The sequence below is a fragment of the Paenibacillus dendritiformis genome, from assembly GCF_021654795.1.
In the GTDB taxonomy this organism is placed as follows: domain Bacteria; phylum Bacillota; class Bacilli; order Paenibacillales; family Paenibacillaceae; genus Paenibacillus_B.
On the sequence record NZ_AP025344.1, the window covers coordinates 1,344,897 to 1,364,860 of the forward strand.

The following is a 19,964-nucleotide window of genomic DNA, read 5'->3' on the forward strand; positions in this document are numbered from 1 at the left end:
CGGGTAAAATGAGGGTTGTTTCAATTACCAAAATCTACTGGTACGTACATGGAAAGGGGAAACGGCACGCTTATGAAACGAGGTTATTTTTACTCGCGGAAGTTGCATTCGCTTCTCGGGATTATCCCGCTCGGCTTCTTTCTTGTGGAGCATATGCTGACCAACTTCTCGGCATTTGACGGCGGGAAGGAAGCGTTTCAGAGCAGCGTCAAGATGTTGAATGATCTGCCGCTCATTTTCTTTCTCGAGCTGTTCGGCATCTGGCTTCCGCTTCTGTATCACGGAGTGTATGGACTCTATATCGCCTATACGGCGAAGAACAACGTAGGGAACTTCAACTACGGGCGCAACGTGGCATTTCTATGGCAGCGGATTACGGGGGTCATCACGTTTATTTTCGTCACATGGCATGTGTTCGAGACGCGCTTCCAGATTACGCTCGGCAATGTAACCCATGAAGAACTGGGCACCCATATGAACGGTATCGTATCTCAGCCGCTCATGTTCGCCGTCTATATCATCGGGGTGGTTGCGGCGTCGTACCATTTCACGAACGGTCTATGGGCTTTTCTCGTGAGCTGGGGCATCACGATTGGGCCGCGCGCGCAGAAGGTATCGGCCAAAATTTGCATGGGCTTGTTCGTGATCATGTCCGTTTTGTTCGTACTGTCGCTGATCGGCTTCCGCAGCGAAGAGTTCCAGGCGGCTTCGGTTATGACGGATACAGTGAAATCGGTTATTGGTTAAGGGGGAGGACGCATAATGGCTAAACAGAAAATCATCGTCGTCGGCGGCGGTCTCGCCGGTCTGATGGCTGTCGTAAAAGCAGCGGAGGCAGGCGTTCATGTCGACCTGTTCTCTCTGGTTCCCGTCAAGCGCTCCCACTCCGTATGCGCCCAGGGCGGAATCAACGGGGCGGTCAACACGAAGGGGGAAGGCGACTCGCCATGGGAGCATTTTGACGATACGGTATACGGCGGGGACTTCCTCGCGAACCAGCCTCCGGTCAAGGCAATGTGCGAAGCGGCGCCGGGCATCATCCATTTGATGGACCGGATGGGCGTTATGTTCAGCCGCACGCCGGAAGGTCTGCTCGATTTCCGGCGCTTCGGCGGCACGCAGTATCACCGGACGGCGTTCGCCGGGGCGACCACCGGCCAGCAGCTGCTGTATGCGCTTGACGAGCAGGTGCGCCGTTGGGAAACCGCTGGCCTCGTCACCAAATATGAGCATTGGGAATTCCTGTCTGCCGTTATCGATGACGATCAGGTATGCCGCGGCATCACGGCTCAGGATCTCCGCACCATGGAGATCAAGTCGTTCGCGGCCGATGCGGTCATCCTCGCGACGGGCGGTCCAGGCATTATTTTCGGCAAGACGACGAACTCGGTCATCAATACCGGAACGGCTGCCAGCGCCGTCTATCAGCAGGGCGTTCGCTACGCGAACGGGGAATTCATTCAGATTCACCCGACCGCCATCCCGGGAGACGACAAGCTGCGCCTCATGTCCGAGTCGGCGCGCGGCGAAGGCGGACGGATCTGGACCTACAAGGACGGCAAGCCATGGTACTTCCTCGAAGAGAAGTATCCGGCCTACGGGAACCTCGTGCCGCGTGATATCGCGACTCGGGAAATTTTCCATGTCTGCGTCGATCTGAAGCTCGGCATCAACGGCGAGAACATGGTATACCTCGATCTGTCACACAAGGATCCGAAGGAGCTTGATGTCAAGCTCGGCGGGATTATCGAGATTTACGAGAAGTTCATGGGCGACGACCCGCGCAAAATTCCGATGAAGATTTTCCCGGCGGTCCACTACTCGATGGGCGGCATGTGGGTCGACTACAATCAGATGACGAATATCAAGGGTTTGTTCGCCGCAGGGGAATGCGAATACCAGTATCACGGGGCGAACCGTCTCGGCGCCAATTCCCTCCTGTCCGCCATCTTCGGGGGCATGGTCGCGGGGCCGAAGGCCGTGGAATATATACGCGGACTGGATAAGTCCGTCGAGGATGTCTCCTCCAGCATATTCGACCGCGAGGTCAAGCTGAGAGCGGATCGCTACGATCGGCTGCTCAAGATGGACGGCAGCGAGAATGCCTATGTTCTCCATAAAGAGCTGGGCGAATGGATGACGAACAATATGACGGTCGTCCGCTACAATTCGAAGCTGGAAGACACTATCGTGAAGATTAAAGAGCTGAAACAGCGTTATGCGAACATCAACATGTCGGATACGGCGCGCTGGAACAACCAGGCCGCCAGCTTCACGCGCCAGCTGTGGAACATGCTCGAGCTGGCCGAAGCGATGACGAAGAGCGCCCTGCTTCGCAACGAGAGCCGCGGCGCGCATTACAAGCCGGACTTCCCTGAACGGAACGACCAGGATTTCCTCAAGACGACGATTGCCGCCTGGACCCCGGAAGGACCGGAGATCAGCTACGAAGAGGTAGACGTATCGCTTATTCAACCGCGGAAGCGCGATTATACCACGGATAAAAAAAGTAAAAAGAAAGGAGAATAACGATGGCGGAAGCAGTGGCATCATCCAAGAAGATCAAGTTCATTGTGACGCGTCAGGATTCGCCTGATGCGGCTCCTTATACCGAAGAGTTCGAAATTCCGTATCGCCCGAACATGAACGTCATCAGCGCCCTGATGGAGATTCAGCGGAATCCCGTCAATGCGTCGGGCAAAGCGACGGCCCCGGTCTGCTGGGAATCGAACTGTCTGGAAGAAGTGTGCGGCGCCTGCTCGATGGTCATCAACGGGAAGCCGCGCCAAGCCTGCTCGGCCCTGATCGACAAGCTGGAACAGCCGATTCGCCTCGCTCCGATGAAGACGTTCCCGGTCGTGCGCGATCTGGTCATCAACCGGGAACGGATGTTCAATGCGCTGAAGCGCGTCAAGGCCTGGATTCCGATTGACGGAACATATGATCTGGGGCCGGGACCGCGCATGGCGGAGACGAAGCGGCAATGGGCGTATGAGCTGTCGAAATGCATGACCTGCGGCGTATGTCTCGAAGCTTGTCCGAACGTGAATGACAAGACAAGCTTCATCGGGCCGGCGCCGATCTCGCAGGTCCGTCTGTTCAACGCCCATCCGACGGGCGAGATGAACAAGGATGAGCGCCTGGAGGCCCTCCTGGACGATGGCGGCATTGAGGGCTGCGGCAACTCGCAGAACTGCGTCCGCTCCTGTCCGAAGGAGATTCCATTGACGACCTCCATCGCGGAAATGAATAAAGACACAACCAAACTGATGTTCAAGCGCTGGTTCAAAATGTAACTAGGGCGGCGTCAGACATCAGGCCGCAGGGCGTCCCGGAACGGGGCGCCCTGTTTGATCATCGCCTCGGTATGTGGGGCGTGAGAGGAGGCCACTGCGGAAAAGCGAGTCGTTATAGGGGGCCAATGCGAAATGCATACTCCCATATCAGCTATAAGGCCCCTGCGCATAAGGAGTGGACGTATGAATCCTGCAAAACTGCAGTATTTTACTTCTTTGGAGGTTGTTTTTGAAGGAATTCCTGCAAATATACATCATTCCGCCCGTCGAATCTCAAATCCAAGCCTCGAAGCGTAAAAATGATGCCTTTTTGCAGGATTCGCTTTTTCAACATGGAGCTTCACCGGGAATGCTGCATTTTTGCAGTACTGGACTGCAACTGAGGTAATGGAATGGCGACTGGAGTATTGGGCCGCAACTGGTAATCGCTTGGTGACAGGAGTATTGGCATGTTCAACCGGGGTATTGGCCAGGTAGCTACAGTACTGGACTGCAACTGGGGTATTGGCTTGGCCACAGGAGTATGCCCCGGGAATTGCAGGATGGGCAGCGCAAGATGCTTCCGGCTGCAGGGATAAATTTGACGAATCCGTGAATTTCATGTTTCCGTAGACAGCAATTTCCTTTATAGTAATGGTAAATATAAGCATCACCTCTGGGGATCACCTTGAGTCTGGAACAGACCGGAGACAGGAGGGAACTTCATTGCGTAAATCATATGCGAACTGCGAAAGCGGCGCTACGGCATGCTTCCGGATGTTCTTCCCGTACATTAAGGAAGCGGTCGATCAGTGGGATCCTATCGGCCTGCTGGCGCTGGGCGCCCCATCTGACGAGTACGACAGCCTGTCCTTGCATATTATGCTGCTGTACGCAAAGCGTCCGGAGCCGGATGGCATGGCTGCGCAATTGGAGCGATACATGGAGGAGCAATTCGGCCTAGGTCCGGCAGCCATGCCGCCAGAGCGCGCAGAAGTGTGGACGCGAGGCATCCGGACATTTTGTCAGCGCTTACTTGAAGATGAATGGCTGTACGAGCGGTATGAGGATTGGCGGCTTCACCGCGGACACGGTCATACGACCGAGGTGTGCTGACGGCAGCGGGCCCGCCTGTCTCGAGTTGAGGCAAGACCTCTGCCCCCCGGCCGGTGACCGGCATCGGGGGGCAGGGCGCGCATGCCGGCTCTCCGGTCAGCGGAAGAGCCGCTTGAGGATATTCAGCCTCCGGGCGGCACTCGGGTAGCGGAAGGAGAAATCGAAGGCGGTCGTCTGATAGAGGACGCTCTTCCGATGGCTGAACGTCTCGAAGCTGTGAACGCCGTGATAGCTGCCGATTCCGCTCTCGCCGACCCCGCCGAACGGGAGATACGGCGTAGCCAGGTGCATGAGCGTATCATTGATGCAGCCGCCGCCGAAGGAGATCTGCCGGACGACGCGCTGCTGCAAGGCCCGATCGGCCGTGAACAGATAGAGCGCGAGCGGCTTCGGCCGATCAAGGATCGCTTGCTCGGCTTCCTCGTATGCTTCGTAAGTGAGAATGGGCAGGATCGGCCCGAATATTTCCTCCTGCATGACCGGCGACGACCAATCCGCCTCCGTCATGACGGTCGGGGCCATGCGGAGCCGCTGCCGGTCGGATTCGCCGCCGAAGGCGATGCGGCCGTTGTCCAGGAAGCCGTGCAGCCGTTCCCAGTGCCGCTCGCTTACGATGGAGGCGTACTCTTCGCTGTCGAGCGGCCGCGGCCCGAAGAATTGGCGGACCGCCTGCTCCAGCTCGCGGATGAGCTCCTCGCGGCGGGATTGATGGACATAGACGTAATCCGGCGCGACGCAGGTCTGCCCGGCGTTGGTCCATTTGCCGAAGGCTATTCGTCTGGCCGCGAGCTTCATATCGGCATCATGATGGACGATGCAGGGGCTCTTGCCGCCAAGCTCAAGCGTGACCGGAATCAGCCGGGAGGCCGCCGCCTCCATGACCAGCTTGCCGACCGGTACGCTGCCGGTGAAGAAAATATAATCGAACGGCCAGGTCAACAGCTCCCGAGCCGTCTCGGCGTCGCCTTGCACGACGGTGACATGCCCCGGATCGAACGTCTTCCGGACAAGCCGTTCCAGCACGGCGCCGGTATGCGGCGTCAGCTCAGACGGCTTCAGCACCGCCGTATTGCCGGCCGCCACGGCGCCGATAAGCGGAGCGAGGGCCAACTGGAACGGATAATTCCAGGGCGCGATGATGAGCGCGCTGCCGTACGGCTCAGGCATGATGATGCCCCGGCTCCCGAGATGGGTGAGAGCCGTTTTGGCGCGGCGCGGTTTCGCCCAGCGGCTGACGCGCCGCGCAGCAAGCCGCGCTTCCTCCAGAACGATGCCGATTTCGGTCATGTACGCTTCGGCCGCGCTTTTCCCCAAATCCCGCCGAAGCGCGGCGGTAATATCCTGTTCCATCTCCCGCACGCGGTCGGCGAGCCGGGCGAGGGCCGCGCGCCGCTCTTTCACGTCACGAGTGCGCCCTTCACGGTAATACATTTTTTGCATGTCAAGCAGACCCGGATCTGTCATGAAATGACGCCTCCTCTTCCCAAACCCATTGCTTTATGATCTTATTACATCATATTTTATTGCGGTTTGCATTGAACTTCTGGCTGATTCATAATAAAAGTACATAACATGATATGTCGATTGGTTGTCTCATCATGACTGCAGCGCGGCGAGGCAACGCCTGCCTCCTCCCGGCTCGTTAGGGATACGCGGCGTCGGGACGTCGCCGCTGCCGATCCGCTTGTTCTGTTCCCCGGGAGGGTGGGCTGCTTACTGTGGAGCGAGAAAGGGTATCATAACTCGGATTGCCCGTGCATAACACAGAACAAGACACCGACATTCATAGTCTAGAGAGGAGACAATAACATTATGCAATCCATCGCCATCATTTCAGATATACATGGGAATTTGCAGGCATTGGAAGCGGTGCTGCAGGATGTGGAGCGCCAAGGCGCCGACCGGATCTACTGTCTGGGCGATGTCGTCGGGAAGGGCCCGAATCCGGCGGAGGTTGTCGATCTCATATGGGACCATTGCGATGTCATCGTGCGCGGCAATTGGGATGAACTGGTCCTGAAGATGGACGAGGACATTCAATTCCGCTGGCATGCCGAACGGCTGGGCGAGAAGCGCCGGAGCATGCTGGCCGCGCTGCCGTTCTCTCACGACTTCATCATGAGCGGACGGCATATCCGTCTCGTTCACGCATCTCCGCAGAGCGTCTATCATCGGGTACAGCCGTGGGATGCGGAGGAGAGAAGACTCGGCATGTTCGAGTTCACCTCCTCCCTCAACGAGCCTCTTCATCCGTGCCAATCACCGGATGTGGTCATATACGGGGATATTCATAATGCTTATTTGCAGCATCTTCATGGCCGCACGCTGGTCAATTGCGGCAGCGTGGGCAATCCGCTCGATATTACCCAAGCGTCCTATATTATGCTGCAAGGCAGCTTGGGTCAGGTGGCGACAACTGAATTTTCGATTCATTTTCACCGGGTGCCCTATGATATCGAACGGGCCGTTCGGGCTGCCCAGGAGGCGGATATTCCAGGCCTTCAGCCGTACGTGCGGGAGCTGCGGACCGGCGTGTACCGGGGGCTTCAGAGCGGAGAAGCCTAGACCGCGGAACCGGCGGCGGCACCAGCCATACGTGAGCCTGAATCGGACGATGAGGACAGCCCGGAACGGCCTGTCCTGTTTGCCGTGCCCCGCCCGAGGATATGGACGCATTTTCCAGAGCATGTTATGCTGTGTAGCGGTGATATCTATGTTCCGAATCGGAGAATTTTCAAAATTAACACAAGTGTCCATCCGAATGCTGCGATATTACGATGAAGTCGGCCTGTTGAAGCCGGCCCGGGTTGACAAGCTTACAGGCTATCGGCTCTATTCCATCGAACAAATCCCGATGGTGCAGCAAATTATCCTGTTGCGGGATATGGAGTTCAGTGTGGCTGAAATCGCCTTCGCCCTCGCCAACTGGGACGATACCCTCATTCTCGGGCTGTTGGAAAATAAAAAGAAACAGATTCAAGCCGCAATCCGGCAGGAATTGGAGCGAATCGCCCACATCGACGCCGCGATGAGGGATATCCGGGAAGAAAACCTGGCGGTTCATTATAATGTAACGCTAAAGAGAGTGCCGAGCTTCAAAATCTTGTCCCTGCGAAGAGTCATTCCCAACCATTGTCGGGAGGGCGAGTTGTGGAAGGAGCTATTTGCGTTTATTGAGGAAGAACGGATCGACATACCAAAAGGAGCAGGCAATATCGCCATTTTTCATGACCCGGATCATAGGGACGCCGATGTTGATGTGGAAGTAGGCTTGATCGTCAATCAACTGGGCGAAGGGAGAGACGGATTCCAATACAGGGAGACCGAAGCGATCGATATGATGGCTTGCGTCATGGTATATGGCCCGTTCGGCAACATCGCGCGAGCGTATCATTCCTTCGCGCATTGGCTGGAACAGCACCAGCAGTATGAAATGGCGGGATTGACCCGGCAAATCTGCCATAAAGGCCCGTTCAACGAACCGAATCCCGCAAATTACCTCACCGAAGTTCAAACGCCTGTCATGCGGAAAGGGAAATAAATTTTGCTTCTCCCGCCGGCGATGCTCAGGGTTGACTCTCACACGATGTGAGGGCATAACGTAAAGTGGCATCATATAACGAGGAGGACATGCTATGAAGCCATTGACGTTGAATCCGGTAGGAAAAATCCGTATCGGCCGTGAGGGAATGTTTGTCGAAACAGAACCGAAATATACCCCGGCGTTAAAGGAACTGTGTGGATTCAGCCATCTACAAATGCTGTGGTGGTTCGACGGCTGCGACAACGCAAGTGCCAGAACTACGCTGGAAACGGAGAAGCCCTACCAAAAAGGGCCTGACACGCTTGGAATCTTTGCGACCCGCTCCCCGTACAGACCGAATCCAATCGGCCTGTCGACCGCTCGAATCCTGTCGATTGACGAGAAGAACGGGATCATTCAGCTTGCGTATCTTGACGCGCATGAAGGCAGCCCGGTCCTTGATCTGAAGCCTTATACTCCAAGCCTCGACAGGGTGGAGACCCCGCGTGTGCCGAATTGGTGCGCTCACTGGCCGCAAAGCCTGGAGGAATCGGCCTCGTTCGATTGGGCCCATGAATTTCGCTGGAGCGAGGAGTGAGAGAGGGACTCAGGGACCGTCAACTCTGTGTGAAAAGCGGTTTGATCATCGAATTTTCATCATTTGTTACACAACGGTAATATTTCTGTTAACGGAGGTTAATGTTGAGAGGGTATATTGATAACAAGACCCCCTTTTGATGAATATATATCCCTTGAGTCGGACCTGAATATTCAGGTCCTCTTTTTTTTGCCTTCGGGTGACAGAAGCGGCCGGAACGAAAAAGCCGCTCTACGCGAGCGGCACTTCATGTTTCTTTTTCTGCTTGTAATAGACCCAGGACGTGAAGCCGAGCTCAAGGAGCCGCTTGCGAACTTGCTCCCATTCGTCGCCGACGCGGGATGGCGTGTGGGCATCGGAGCCGAACGTGACATCGACGCCGTAGTGAAGGGCCCGTTCCAGAATATCGTCGGACGGATACCAGCCGCCGCTCAGCTTCGTCTTGCCGGACGTATTGATCTCGATCGCCACGCCGCAATCGGCAATGACGGACAGCGTCTCATCGATCGCCTCGGCGGCAACGATATCCGAGAATTCCGGATAATTGCCTTTCATCGCGTCGATATGTCCGAGAATCTGGAACATGCCGGTGCGGGCCGAATCTCGGATGAGTTCATAGTACGCAATCTTTTGGGCGACGCGCTCTTCCTCGGTCAGCTTCTTCCACCGGTTTTTGTTGAAAATGCTGATTCCATTCGTATAATGAACGGATCCGATTATATAATCGAACGGATACCGGTCGAGCATCCGCCGGTAGGTCTCCGCATGCGGAGGGAAATAGTCGGACTCGATGCCGAGCAGCACGTCGATGCGTCCTTCATATTCCCGTTTCAGCTCCAGCACTTCGTTCACGTAGTTCTCGAAGTCGCTCTTGGCCATCGCGATATTGGGAAAGGCCTGATCTTCCTCCCTGCCGAAGTACGGGGTATGATCGGAGATTCCGATCACGTTCAGCCCGTTCGCGATCCCCGCTTCGATATAATCGCGGATATTGCCGTCCGCATGCCCGCAGCGGAAATGATGGGTATGCAAGTCAAATTTCATCTTCTTTTCCTCCTATTCAGACCCGATGAATTGCGTTTCCGGCATGCCTTTCAGGTCATTCAGGAACTGCTGCATCGCGGAATTCAAATATCGGCCCGTACGGTACATGACGCCGACCGGGTGGGCGATCTCCAGCTCATGGATATGTACAATCTGAAGCGTCCCCCGCTTCAGCTCGTTGCTCACGGACAGCTTCGAAATAATGGCCGCGCCCAGGTTCAACTCCACCATCCGCTTCACTTCCTCGCTGCTGTTCAATTCCATGACAATATGAGGTTGAATACCGTGACGGCGGAACGTCTCATCCGCGAACCGGCGGCCAAGCGTGTCAGTGGACAGCATAATGAGAGGGATATCCCGCAGCAGATCCATCGTGCCGTGCTTATGCCTTGCAAGCGGATGGTTCGGATTGACCACAAGTTCGAACGTATCGTAGTAGAGAACGGATGAGACAAGATTCGGATTCTGCTCATTCAAATACCCGATTCCGATATCCACGGTGCCGTTTTCGATTTGGCTCATGATCTGGGTGGAGGACATGGACAAGATGGTGGTCTTGATAAGCGGGAACTGATCCTGGAAATAGGAAAGCACCCGCGGGAGAATTTGAATGGCTATCGATGTCGTCGTTCCGAGCACGATATGTCCCTGTGGAATCTGCTGCAAATCGGTCAGCTTCTGCTTCAAATCATCGACGATTTGGAGTATGCGTTCGGCATGTTCCAGAAACAATCGGCCGCTGTCCGTCAGCGTAACCGGCTGATTGCGATCAATGAGAATGGTTTTGAACTCATCTTCCAAGCTTTTGATCTGCGCGGATACGGCGGGCTGTGTCAGGTTCAGCAATTCGCCGGCTTTGCGGAAGCTCATTGTCTTGGAAATCGTGATGAGCGTTTCCAATTGGCTCAAATTCATTGAAGCTCTCCTTTCCCGTGCAATGAGATGAATCACAATTGCCGCAATTATAAAAATATTTATCAATAATAACAGACCAATAAATTTGTTTTGTCATTATATAATTTAGATTATAGAGGAAGCGGCGGGCCGGAGCAATGTTTGCTCCTGTTCCCATGCTGGCGCAAGAAGGTATGTCCGAATTTTTCCCCATAACGCGCATTATGATTCTGCCGGAAAAGTATGGCGGTATGGCGTTCCGGCCTAGCGCCATCTCTGTTGCGGCACGAGTCAAAAAGCCCGTTCCAGTCCATGGAACGGGCTGCTGCGGTCTAGACTCAATGCAAGGCTGCGGCAGGCTGCAGGGGGATTCGAACGCCCAATTCCATTTCCTTGGCTTCTATGTTCTCAGGCCTTCATCTATATAGGCAGTGCGAGAGCATGGAATACAACCAGCCGGGCAAAAAAATATGAGGCCTGCCGCTCAGGCGCCGATTCTGTTGCGAAAACTTAATATTTGAAACCGTTGACCCGCCGGCCTGCGATGCCTCACAATGAATGAAGACGCTCTCATCGGAGCGGAGAATACGGAGAAGATAAGTTGAAACTAGGGGGACACGCAATGCGTACGAAAGAAGTTCGCAGCTGGATGATGTACGATTGGGCGAATTCCGCTTTTGCGACCACGATGCTGGCGGCGGTGCTGCCGATTTTTTATCAGACCGTCGCCGCCTCGAATCTGCCCGGACATCAGGCGACCAGCTATTGGGCCTTCACGCAGACGGCGGGCATGATTCTCGTCGCGGTGCTCTCGCCGATACTGGGGGCGGTGGCCGATCTCTCGCAGCGGAAGATGGCGTTCCTCCGCGTATTTGCCTGGATGGGGGCCTTGGCCTGCCTTTTGATGGTATTCGCGGGTGAGGGAGATTGGCTGTATGTATCGGTGCTGTTCGTCTTCGCCACGCTTGGCTTTTCCGGCGGCAATACATTCTATGACTCGCTCCTTCCGGATATCGCTCCGCCCGAAGCGCGGGACGAGATCTCCGCCAAAGGCTATATGTACGGCTATATCGGCGGCGGAGCCCTGTTGGCCGTCAATATCGCAATGCTGGAAATGTGGGAGACGTTCGGCTTCGCCAGCAAGGTGGCGGCGACCCAGGCGGTGTTCCTCACGGTAGGTGTCTGGTGGCTCCTGTTCTCGCTGCCGTTGTTCCGCACGCTGCGCGATCCGGCCCGAACCGAACGGCGCTCGGCACTCTACTACACGAAGCATGGGTTTGGCCGCATTTACTACACTTTGAAGCGGGTGAAGCATTATCCGGAGCTGATGAAATATATTTTGTCCTTCTGGTTCTTCAATGACGGAATCTCGACGATCATCGCCATGTCGGCCATCTATGGCGCCGAGATCGGCATCGAGACGAGCCATCTGATTATTGCTCTGCTCATTACGCAATTCGTGGGCATTCCGTTCACCTTCCTGTTCGCGAAGTTCGCCAGACAGCTCGGCTCGAAGCGTTCGCTCTATCTTTCGCTCAGCACGTATATCGTCATCGTGTTCCTCGGCTACTTTATGACTTCGGCGCTCCATTTTTATATTTTGGCCTTCCTCGTCGGCATGGTTCAAGGGGGAAGCCAGGCCGTGGCCCGCTCCGTCTTCAGCCAGATGGTTCCGCGAAGCCGGGCGTCCGAGTTCTTCGGCTTCCTGAGCCTGTCCAGCAAAGTATCCGCCTCCATCGGCCCGGACGTGTTCGGGATGGTCGGCCTGCTTACCGGTTCCACCCGCTTGGCGATCCTATCGATTCTCGCGTTCTTCGTCATCGGCATTCTGCTCCTCGTCTTTGTCGATATCGAGAAAGGACGCAGAGAGGCGGAAAAAGAAGAGAGCCTGTTCACGGGCGGCCCCGTCAATTCCGCCGGCATTCCGGTGAATTGAGCCGGAGCGGGCCGGGTGGCCGTAACGGTAAGGGACTGCCTTGCGAGGACAAAAGAGAAGGGCGTCATGCCGCGGGTGCGGCAGACGCCCTTGGCGGCGTTCCTGATGCCGGGCGGCCGCGTCCTGTCGGCCTGACGATGCGGGCCGGCCGCTTCGGACACCGGGAACTGGCGGGAGGCGGGATTACGCCCGGTTCGCTGTGTCTGTCCGTCTGCGGGAGAACAGCTTCACGATCTCCACGATCGGAATCATGGACAGCGATGCGGCGATGACGATAAGCCACTGCTCGCCGTTCAACGCTACGACGCTGAACAGATCGCGCAGGAACGGAAGCGCGATGACGAGCACGATAAGCAGCCCGGATATTATCACGGCGGCATTCAATTTCCTGTTCGTGAACCATCCGATTTGGAACAGCGACTGCTTGGCGGAACGGACATTGAACGCATGCGTAAGCTGGATCAAGCCGAGCGTGGCGAAGGCCATCGTAATGGCGGCATCCTCGTGATAATGCGTATGCCCCCAGTAATAGGTGAGAAGCGTCAGTATGGCTTCAAGCAGCCCCTGATACACGAGGCTGATGCCGATTCCTCCGGCGAAGATGCTGGCCGAGGCCTGGCGCGGCGCCTGCTTCATCAGGTCCTCCTCGGCCCGTTCGAAGCCGAGCGCCAGCGCGGGCAGCGTGTCGGTGACGAGATTGACCCATAAAATATGGATCGGAAAGAGAATTTTCCAGTTCAGCATCGTCGCCACGAACAGAGTGACGACTTCGCCGAGGTTGGCAGACAGCAAATATTGAATCGTCTTGCGGATGTTGCTGTAGACCTTACGCCCTTCCTCGACGGCGATAACGATCGTCGAGAAGTTGTCGTCCGCCAGCACCATATCGGAAGCGCCCTTCGCCACATCGGTGCCGGTGATGCCCATTCCGACGCCGATATCGGCCGCCTTCAAGGCCGGAGCATCATTCACCCCGTCCCCCGTCATGGCTACGATTTTGCCCTTCTTCTTCCACGCCTTCACGATCCGGACCTTATGCTCGGGCGACACGCGCGCGTAGACGGAATATTGCTCCACCTTCGCCTCGAACTCTGCGTCATCGAGGCGGCTTAGATCTGCTCCGGTCAGCACGGCGCCTTCCTTGTCGATGATGCCCAGTTCCTTCGCGATCGCGGCGGCCGTGTCCCCGTGATCGCCCGTAATCATCACCGGGCGAATGCCGGCGAGCTTGCAGATGCGCACCGCTTCCTTCACCTCTTCGCGCGGCGGATCGATCATGCCGACGAGGCCGGCGAAGACGAGATCGTTCTCGAGCGCATCTGCCGTCAGGCTGTCCGGCACCCGCTCCGCATCCCGGTAGGCGAGGGCCAGCACGCGCAGCGCCTTCCCGGCCATCGCTTGATTGGCGGCGGCGATGTTCCGGTGGTGCTCCTCTGTCATCGGCTCGACCCGGCCGTCCCGGAGAATATGGGTGCACCGGGCCGTCAGCACGTCAGGGGCGCCCTTCGTCATAATGCGGCATTGGCTTCCGTCCTCCCCATTCTCTTCCGCGGGAAGCTGATGGACGGTCGTCATCCGCTTGCGGTCCGAATCGAACGGCAGCTCGGCGATGCGCGGGAAGCGCCGTTCGGCCTCGCGTTTGTCGATGCCGTTCACGAGCGCATAGTCGATAAGCGCGGTCTCGGTCGGATCGCCGATCGCCCCGGCCGACTGCCCGCCGCCGGCTTCCGCCAGCCGGGCGTCATTGCACAGCACCATCACTTGCATGAGCCGTTCGGCCGCGGGAGTCCGAATCCAATCCTCCTCGGACGAACGGAGGGCATCCTCGGCATAGATCTCCTTGACGGTCATCCGGTTCTGCGTCAAGGTGCCTGTCTTGTCCGAGCAGATGATATCCGTGCTGCCGAGCGTCTCCACCGCAGGCAGCTTGCGGATAATCGCTTTGCGCCGGGCCATCGTCTGCACGCCAAGCGCCAGAATAATCGTGACGATGGCAGGCAAGCCTTCCGGAATGGCCGCGACCGCGAGCGAGATGGAGGTGAGCAGCATGTCGAACAGCTCTCTGCCTTCGATAAGACCGACGGCGAACATGACGAGCGCGACGGCGACAATAATGATAGTGAATGTTTTGCCCAGCTCATTCAGCTTGCGCTGAAGCGGCGTAACCTCGTCCTCTTCCTGCGACAGATATCCCGCGATCGAACCGACCTCGGTGGCGCCGCCGGTGGCCGTCACGACGCCGAGGCCGCGGCCGTAGGAGACTTGGCTCGTCATATACGCCATATTGATGCGATCCCCGATGACGAGATCGGCTTCGTCCAGCGGCTCGGTCCCTTTTTCGACCGGGACCGACTCTCCGGTCAAGGCGGCTTCTTCAATCTTCAGCGAGGCGGATTCGATTATTCGCATATCGGCAGGCACGACATTGCCGGCCTCCAGCAGGACGATGTCGCCGGGGACAAGCTCCTCGGCCTTAATATCGAGGGCCTGCCCCCCGCGCATGACGCGGGCATGGGGAGTGGACATCTGCTTCAGGGCGCTCAACGCCTGCTCCGCCTTATGCTCCTGAATGACGCCAAGGACGGCGTTCAGGACGACGACAACGAGAATGATGATAGAGTCGGTCCATTCGCCCAGCAGGCCGGAGACGATGGCGGCCGCCAGCAGGATGAGAATCATGACGTCCTTGAATTGGGCCAGCAGCTTCGCCAGCACGGACGGGCCGGCGGCTTCCTGAAGCAGATTGCGCCCGTATTGCTGCCGCCGCTGCTCCGCCTCCTGCCCGGTCAGGCCTTCCCGGCGCGAACCGAGCCGCTGCAGGGCCGCTTCGGCGGTCAAGGTATGAAAAGCGGCCGCTTGATGTTCTTCTTCCTTCTTCATGTTCCTCAGCTCCTATCAAGGCTAGTGTGAGAGAACATGCGGTAAAATATGTATGCGATCGCCCCTCATCCGCGGCCGTCGTCATCCCATATCGGATCCTCGACGGTAATTGCCCGGTTCTGATCCAGCGGAAGCCCGGTCTCGTAGGAGCGGTTGCCGATGGCTGCCGTCAGCGCGGCATCCGCCTGGCGTGCGCCGGCGCTGTCGGCCCCCTCCGTCCTGCGGGCCTGCCAATAGTTGTTCACGGCCTCCAAGGCGGAGGCCGCATCGGTCCGGGCGGCATCCCACATCTCCCATACCGTCGTCGCATAGCGCTCGCCGCTTCCCGTCGGGTCAAGCCAGGGGCGGCGGGCAAGATTCATCACGTCGTAAGGCGGCGTCGCCTTGCGGTAGACGAACGGATCAAGATGCTTGCCGGCGAGGCGGCGCTTCAGGCCGGTCGGATCATGGAACAGCTTCTGCGCGCGAATCATCGCCCGGTAAGCGGCGTTCCACGAAGAGGGCGCGACGTCTGCGGCCAGCTTCGGATAATAGGTCCGCGACAGCCCGGACAGATGGCGTATGATATCCGCCGGCAAGGCGCGGCCTGCCTCAATCTCCTTCCATACGGGAATCTTCCACGAGGGGAGGCCCCTTTTTTCCCGCAGCACATGCGTATCCATCAAGACTTCGAACCGCTGGTGATCCCATTTCCGGAACCCGGAGCGGGAGAACACATACGGATGTATATTCCGATCCAGGACATGATGAAGCAGGAAGCCGAGCGCGTATAAGCGGCTGTCTTCCCCGGCGGTGAGGTCCGGGCTGGCCGCGCGGATCAGACCGGCAAGGAACGGGCCGCAGTGCTCATTATGCATCGCGCTTCCCAATTCGTTCATGACGCTCACGGGCTGCCACGGGAAAAATTGATGGTAGAATAAAAAATCAGGTCCCTGGCAGCCGAGATTGAACAGCCTCCGGCTCCGGTCCTCTTCAATGGAACGGCCAAGGCCCGCCGCGGCGAGCGCCTCCTGGCCGAACAGCAAATGCGCCCACACATTCGGCATCGATATGATCTCCTTTATCAGTTCAGCGTTACGTTCAAGATGACGCTTTCTAGGCAAAGTTGTCAACCTTTTTGTATAATGGGAACCGTTGATGCGTATCCCGGGCCGCCGAAGAAGGAGGCGGCTCGGGCGCAAGCCAGGAAAAGGAGACGATGCATATGGGGCGGATCAGGCCCTTTGTCAGTCTGCAGTCGAAAATATTGCGATTTACCGTCTTGCTCGTCTGTATTCCCATTCTGCTCATCGGTCTGTTCTCCTATTGGAAATCGTCCGAAATCGTCGAGCAAAAAGTATCGGCATCGGATCTGAATGCCGTTACCCAGGTCGGGCTGAATATTCAATTCATGACGGACTATGTGCATGATACATCGTTATTTCTGATTCAATCGGATGAGGTGCGGCGTTTCCTGCTCAGCGCCAACCGCTCGGAGGACAATATTGCGAAGGAGCAGGCGGTCATGGAACGCTTTTTCCTGCATCTTATCAATATGAAGGATTTTATTCATTCCATATATTTGCGGGGGGAGAATGGGATGACCTTCTCCACCTCGCCCGAAGCCGTCGGTCTGGACGGGCTGATGCTTGACGAGGTGAAGCGGCTGCGGGGGAAGCCGCTCTGGTTCGTGCAGAGACGGGGCGGACATGAGACGCTGTCCTTCATCCGCGAGATCCGCGATGTGAATAATGTCGGCCGCCGGCTGGGCATGGTTCAGATCAACATCGATCTGCCGTATGTGCGCGAACTGATGAAGCAGCAGCGCATCGGCACGCAGGACAACTATTATTTGCTCAATGAAGAGGGGCTTGTGCTCGCCTCGACCGGGGACGCGCATGTCTATTCCCGGCTTCCGGCGGCATTCGACTATGACAACCAGGCCCAGGGCGGGCACGGATACTATACGGTCGCCATGGACGGTCAACGGTATCTGGTAACGTACGCCGGCATGGGCAAATCGGGATGGCAGATCGTCCATGCGGTGCCGCTGAATGAAGTGCTCCAGGAGAATAGCGCGATTCCGCAGCTGATGCTGTTGGCGATGGTGATCTCCTTCGTCCTCTGCGTCATTACGGCCCTTCTGTTCTCCCGGCGCATAATCCGCCCGATTCGGCAGCTTCGCAGCCTGATGCTGAAGGTTGAGCGGGGCCAGTTCCAGGGGCGGGTCGAGATCGGGAGCAATGATGAGATCGCGCTGCTCGGACGCAGCTTCAACCGCATGAACGAGCGGCTCCATCAGATGATCAAGCTTGTCTATGAGGCGGAGCTGAAAAAGAAGGAAGCCGAGCTCAAGGCGTTCCAGGCGCAGATTAACCCGCATTTTCTCTATAATACGCTCGATACGATCTACTGGATGAGCCGCATGGAGAAGGCGTACGACACGGCGCAGCTCGTCGAGGCGCTCTCCAAGCTGTTCCGTCTCAGCCTGAACAGCGGCAAGGAGCTGTCCACGGTGAGGGATGAAGTGAATCACGTAACGAATTATATGATTATTCAACGCAAGCGCTATGAAGAACTAATCGATTTCGCGTTGGAAGTCGATGAAGAAGATACACTGAACGGGATGACCGTGAAGCTTATTTTGCAGCCGTTCGTGGAGAACGCGATCGTTCACGGCATCGAGAAGCTGGGCGAGCCGGGAACGATTCGGGTACGCATCTTCCGGCGGGACGAGCAGCTCGTCTTCCGCATCGAGGATACCGGCACCGGGGTCGATATCGCGGAGATGGAACGGCTGATGCGCGAGAGCGGCGGCAATAACCGCGGGTTCGCGATCAAGAACGTGAACGACCGCATCCAGCTCTATTACGGTCAGGATTACGGGGTAACCTTCATGAACAGGAAGGAAGGCGGAACGATCGCAGAGATCATCCAGCCTTGGCGCTACGGGGAGGGCAAGCCAGCATGAACAGGGATAGGATTAAAGTGTTGATCGTGGACGATGAGTTGATTATCCGCAAAGGGATTCGAACTTCCATCGATTGGGAGCAGCTCGGCATCGAGATCGTCGGCGAAGCGAAGAACGGGCAGGAGGCCCTGGAGATGTCCGGCCGTCTGGAGCCCGACATCGTCATGACGGATATCCGGATGCCGGTCATGGATGGGCTCGCCCTGGCCGCGGTGCTGCGCGAACGGCAGCCGCATATGAAGATTATCATCGTATCGGGCTATGATGATTTTGATTATGCGCGGCAGGCGCTCAAGATCGGCGTCAGCGAATATCTGACCAAGCCGGTCGGCGCCGACGAGCTGACGAGGCTGATGCTCAAGCTGGGCGATCAGATACATGAGGAGCGGGACCGATCGGATGACGAGCGGAACAAGGGCATGCTGCTGCGCGAGAGCCTGCCGTTCATCCAGAGCAAATGGCTGCTCCGGCTTCTGCAGGGCGAGGCGAAGCTGGATGAAGAACTGGCGGATCGGGCGCGCCAGCTTCAGATTACGCTCGAAGGCCCGGAATATGCGGTCGCCGTCGTCGATATTGACGATTATTTGCTCTTGATGGGGCAATCGTCCGACCGGGAGAAGGAACTGCTGATGTTCGCATTATATAATGTAGCGGACGAGCTGCTGGCGGAGCGGTATCCGAGCGCTATCTGCCAGATGGACGAAAGCTCGATCGCGATTTTGCTTAACGTCGACCGGATGAACAGGCACCGTATCCTCCCCGTGTGCGAGGAACTGAGCGACTGCATTCGCCGCTTCGTCAAAGTATCTGTCACCATTGGCGTCGGAGGCGTCGTTCCTTCGCTTCATCAGGTGAACGAGAGCATGAACGAGGCGCTTAGCGCCCTGTCGGGCAAGGCGTACCGCGGCAAAGGGCAGGTCATCCTCTTCCAGCCGGAGAAGCACGCGGACAAGGATGAACCGGTGTTCGTCTCCGCCAAAGAGGAAGCCGAGCTGCTTCAATGTCTGACGGCGTTGGATACCGCCGGCATACAGGAACGGCTCGACACCTGGTTCCGGCATTTTGCGGAAGCGGGCGCATCCTATCCGCATGTCCGATCGCTGTGCGTGAAGCTGATCGTGCTGGCGACGAATCATGTGGAGCAGATGGGGGTCCAGCGCGGCGAACTGGAGCCGGTCCTGCTGCGGCCGTACGAGGAGGTTCACAAGTACGAGACGATCTTCGATCTGCGAAGCTGGGTCGGCCGAATCTTCGATTCCTTCGTCGATCATCTTACCCGCCACAAGACCGGACGCTACCGTAATATCGTCGCGGTGGCGATTCAGTATATGCAGGAGCATTATGCCCAGGATCTGAAGCTGGAGGACGTGGCGGGCCAAGTATACGTCACTCCGAACTATTTCAGCCGCGTCTTCAAGGAAGAGACCGGGGAGCATTTCTCGGAATGGTTGAACAAGCTGCGGGTGGAGAAGGCGAAGCAGCTGCTGAAGGATGTCGGGCTCAAGGTATACGAGGTTGCCGAGCGGGTAGGCTATAATGACTATAAATATTTCGCGCATATCTTCAAAAAATATACCGGCATCACTCCGAAGCAGTACCGGAATGAATTATAGCGGTCAGGAGAAATGAAGAAGCCGGCGGGAACGAATACAATAGGCAAGGCTGGCGGCGCCGGCTTTGCCTTATTTTTTGTCTTTCGCGGAGATTCTCGGCTCCAATTCGCTATGCGGCGGGAAGAGGTTAAAAAA

General features: G+C 57.0%; 16 protein-coding genes. 10 read left to right on the top strand and 6 right to left on the bottom strand.

Translation table 11 applies throughout. The features are described from left to right. The first annotated feature begins 72 nt into the window (after positions 1–72). From L6439_RS05915 to sdhB, 3 genes are read left to right on the top strand one after another with little or no spacing between them, the layout of a single operon-like run. Positions 73–747 (top strand): succinate dehydrogenase cytochrome b558 subunit, encoded by a 675-nt coding sequence (locus tag L6439_RS05915; RefSeq protein WP_213468840.1) that lies wholly within the window; start codon positions 73–75, stop codon positions 745–747. Positions 748–762: 15 nt separating this feature from the next. Continuing rightward, positions 763–2,529 (top strand): succinate dehydrogenase flavoprotein subunit, encoded by a 1,767-nt coding sequence (gene sdhA, locus L6439_RS05920; RefSeq protein ID WP_168180897.1) that lies wholly within the window; start codon positions 763–765, stop codon positions 2,527–2,529. A 2-nt stretch (positions 2,530–2,531) separates the two neighbouring features. Further along, entirely contained in the window at positions 2,532–3,296 is a 765-nt protein-coding gene (sdhB, locus tag L6439_RS05925; protein ID WP_168180898.1) for a succinate dehydrogenase iron-sulfur subunit, read from the top strand. Between the two features lie 254 nt (positions 3,297–3,550). Here sdhB and L6439_RS05930 read toward each other — a convergent pair whose 3' ends face one another. Further along, positions 3,551–3,949, bottom strand: a complete 399-nt coding sequence (locus L6439_RS05930) for a hypothetical protein (protein ID WP_213468841.1) — start codon at positions 3,947–3,949, stop codon at positions 3,551–3,553. 52 nt (positions 3,950–4,001) lie between these two features. Here L6439_RS05930 and L6439_RS05935 point away from each other — a divergent pair, with 52 nt between their 5' ends. Beyond that, positions 4,002–4,391, top strand: a complete 390-nt coding sequence (locus L6439_RS05935) for a hypothetical protein (RefSeq protein WP_172879192.1) — start codon at positions 4,002–4,004, stop codon at positions 4,389–4,391. 96 nt (positions 4,392–4,487) lie between these two features. On the opposite strand, the gene L6439_RS05940 is transcribed toward L6439_RS05935, so the two are convergent. After that, entirely contained in the window at positions 4,488–5,855 is a 1,368-nt protein-coding gene (locus L6439_RS05940; RefSeq protein WP_213468842.1) for an aldehyde dehydrogenase, read from the bottom strand. Positions 5,856–6,203: 348 nt separating this feature from the next. On the opposite strand from L6439_RS05940, the gene L6439_RS05945 reads away from it, so the two are divergent. The 3 genes from L6439_RS05945 to L6439_RS05955 all read left to right on the top strand — a co-directional run bounded on the left by L6439_RS05945 (position 6,204) and on the right by L6439_RS05955 (position 8,512). Further along, positions 6,204–6,956 carry a metallophosphoesterase family protein gene (locus L6439_RS05945; RefSeq protein WP_213468843.1) on the top strand — a complete coding sequence of 251 codons (753 nt, stop codon included), beginning with the start codon at positions 6,204–6,206 and terminating at the stop codon, positions 6,954–6,956. Positions 6,957–7,152: 196 nt separating this feature from the next. Beyond that, a complete protein-coding gene (locus L6439_RS05950; RefSeq protein WP_237096759.1) occupies positions 7,153–7,932 on the top strand; it encodes a MerR family transcriptional regulator in 780 nt (259 codons plus the stop codon). A gap of 94 nt (positions 7,933–8,026) precedes the next feature. Continuing rightward, positions 8,027–8,512 carry an SAM-dependent methyltransferase gene (locus L6439_RS05955; RefSeq protein ID WP_213468845.1) on the top strand — a complete coding sequence of 162 codons (486 nt, stop codon included), beginning with the start codon at positions 8,027–8,029 and terminating at the stop codon, positions 8,510–8,512. Positions 8,513–8,743: 231 nt separating this feature from the next. Here the strand turns inward: L6439_RS05955 and L6439_RS05960 are convergent, their stop codons facing one another. Both L6439_RS05960 and L6439_RS05965 read right to left on the bottom strand, forming a co-directional pair. After that, positions 8,744–9,556, bottom strand: coding sequence for a histidinol-phosphatase (locus tag L6439_RS05960; RefSeq protein ID WP_168180904.1), 813 nt, complete (start codon positions 9,554–9,556; stop codon positions 8,744–8,746). Positions 9,557–9,568: 12 nt separating this feature from the next. Continuing rightward, complete coding sequence (locus L6439_RS05965; RefSeq protein ID WP_168180905.1) at positions 9,569–10,471, bottom strand: LysR family transcriptional regulator; 903 nt, start codon at positions 10,469–10,471, stop codon at positions 9,569–9,571. Between the two features lie 601 nt (positions 10,472–11,072). On the opposite strand from L6439_RS05965, the gene L6439_RS05970 reads away from it, so the two are divergent. Further along, positions 11,073–12,386: an MFS transporter gene (locus L6439_RS05970; RefSeq protein ID WP_213468846.1), complete on the top strand. Its 1,314-nt coding sequence runs from the start codon at positions 11,073–11,075 to the stop codon at positions 12,384–12,386. 183 nt (positions 12,387–12,569) lie between these two features. Here L6439_RS05970 and L6439_RS05975 read toward each other — a convergent pair whose 3' ends face one another. Beyond that, positions 12,570–15,266, bottom strand: a complete 2,697-nt coding sequence (locus L6439_RS05975; protein ID WP_237096760.1) for a calcium-translocating P-type ATPase, SERCA-type — start codon at positions 15,264–15,266, stop codon at positions 12,570–12,572. 65 nt (positions 15,267–15,331) lie between these two features. Continuing rightward, positions 15,332–16,312, bottom strand: coding sequence for a zinc dependent phospholipase C family protein (locus L6439_RS05980; protein WP_213468847.1), 981 nt, complete (start codon positions 16,310–16,312; stop codon positions 15,332–15,334). 158 nt (positions 16,313–16,470) lie between these two features. On the opposite strand from L6439_RS05980, the gene L6439_RS05985 reads away from it, so the two are divergent. Together L6439_RS05985 and L6439_RS05990 are read left to right on the top strand one after the other, a co-directional pair. Next, a complete protein-coding gene (locus L6439_RS05985) occupies positions 16,471–18,216 on the top strand; it encodes a cache domain-containing sensor histidine kinase (RefSeq protein WP_213468848.1) in 1,746 nt (581 codons plus the stop codon). Further along, positions 18,213–19,829 (top strand): response regulator transcription factor, encoded by a 1,617-nt coding sequence (locus L6439_RS05990; protein WP_213468849.1) that lies wholly within the window; start codon positions 18,213–18,215, stop codon positions 19,827–19,829. The genes L6439_RS05985 and L6439_RS05990 overlap by 4 nt, the downstream gene beginning before the upstream one ends. Positions 19,830–19,964 lie beyond the last annotated feature (135 nt).

What these genes read in the sequence shown, in the direction of transcription:
- L6439_RS05945 (WP_213468843.1), top strand. Translation starts at nt 6,204, where the DNA reads ATGCAATCCATCGCCATCATTTCAGATATACATGGGAATTTGCAGGCA.
- L6439_RS05985 (WP_213468848.1), top strand. Translation starts at nt 16,471, where the DNA reads ATGGGGCGGATCAGGCCCTTTGTCAGTCTGCAGTCGAAAATATTGCGA.
- L6439_RS05915 (WP_213468840.1), top strand. Translation starts at nt 73, where the DNA reads ATGAAACGAGGTTATTTTTACTCGCGGAAGTTGCATTCGCTTCTCGGG.
- L6439_RS05990 (WP_213468849.1), top strand. Translation starts at nt 18,213, where the DNA reads ATGAACAGGGATAGGATTAAAGTGTTGATCGTGGACGATGAGTTGATT.
- L6439_RS05980 (WP_213468847.1), bottom strand. Translation starts at nt 16,312, where the DNA reads ATGCCGAATGTGTGGGCGCATTTGCTGTTCGGCCAGGAGGCGCTCGCC.
- sdhB (WP_168180898.1), top strand. Translation starts at nt 2,532, where the DNA reads ATGGCGGAAGCAGTGGCATCATCCAAGAAGATCAAGTTCATTGTGACG.
- sdhA (WP_168180897.1), top strand. Translation starts at nt 763, where the DNA reads ATGGCTAAACAGAAAATCATCGTCGTCGGCGGCGGTCTCGCCGGTCTG.
- L6439_RS05970 (WP_213468846.1), top strand. Translation starts at nt 11,073, where the DNA reads ATGCGTACGAAAGAAGTTCGCAGCTGGATGATGTACGATTGGGCGAAT.
- L6439_RS05940 (WP_213468842.1), bottom strand. Translation starts at nt 5,855, where the DNA reads ATGACAGATCCGGGTCTGCTTGACATGCAAAAAATGTATTACCGTGAA.
- L6439_RS05965 (WP_168180905.1), bottom strand. Translation starts at nt 10,471, where the DNA reads ATGAATTTGAGCCAATTGGAAACGCTCATCACGATTTCCAAGACAATG.
- L6439_RS05960 (WP_168180904.1), bottom strand. Translation starts at nt 9,556, where the DNA reads ATGAAATTTGACTTGCATACCCATCATTTCCGCTGCGGGCATGCGGAC.
- L6439_RS05975 (WP_237096760.1), bottom strand. Translation starts at nt 15,266, where the DNA reads ATGAAGAAGGAAGAAGAACATCAAGCGGCCGCTTTTCATACCTTGACC.
- L6439_RS05955 (WP_213468845.1), top strand. Translation starts at nt 8,027, where the DNA reads ATGAAGCCATTGACGTTGAATCCGGTAGGAAAAATCCGTATCGGCCGT.
- L6439_RS05950 (WP_237096759.1), top strand. Translation starts at nt 7,153, where the DNA reads ATGCTGCGATATTACGATGAAGTCGGCCTGTTGAAGCCGGCCCGGGTT.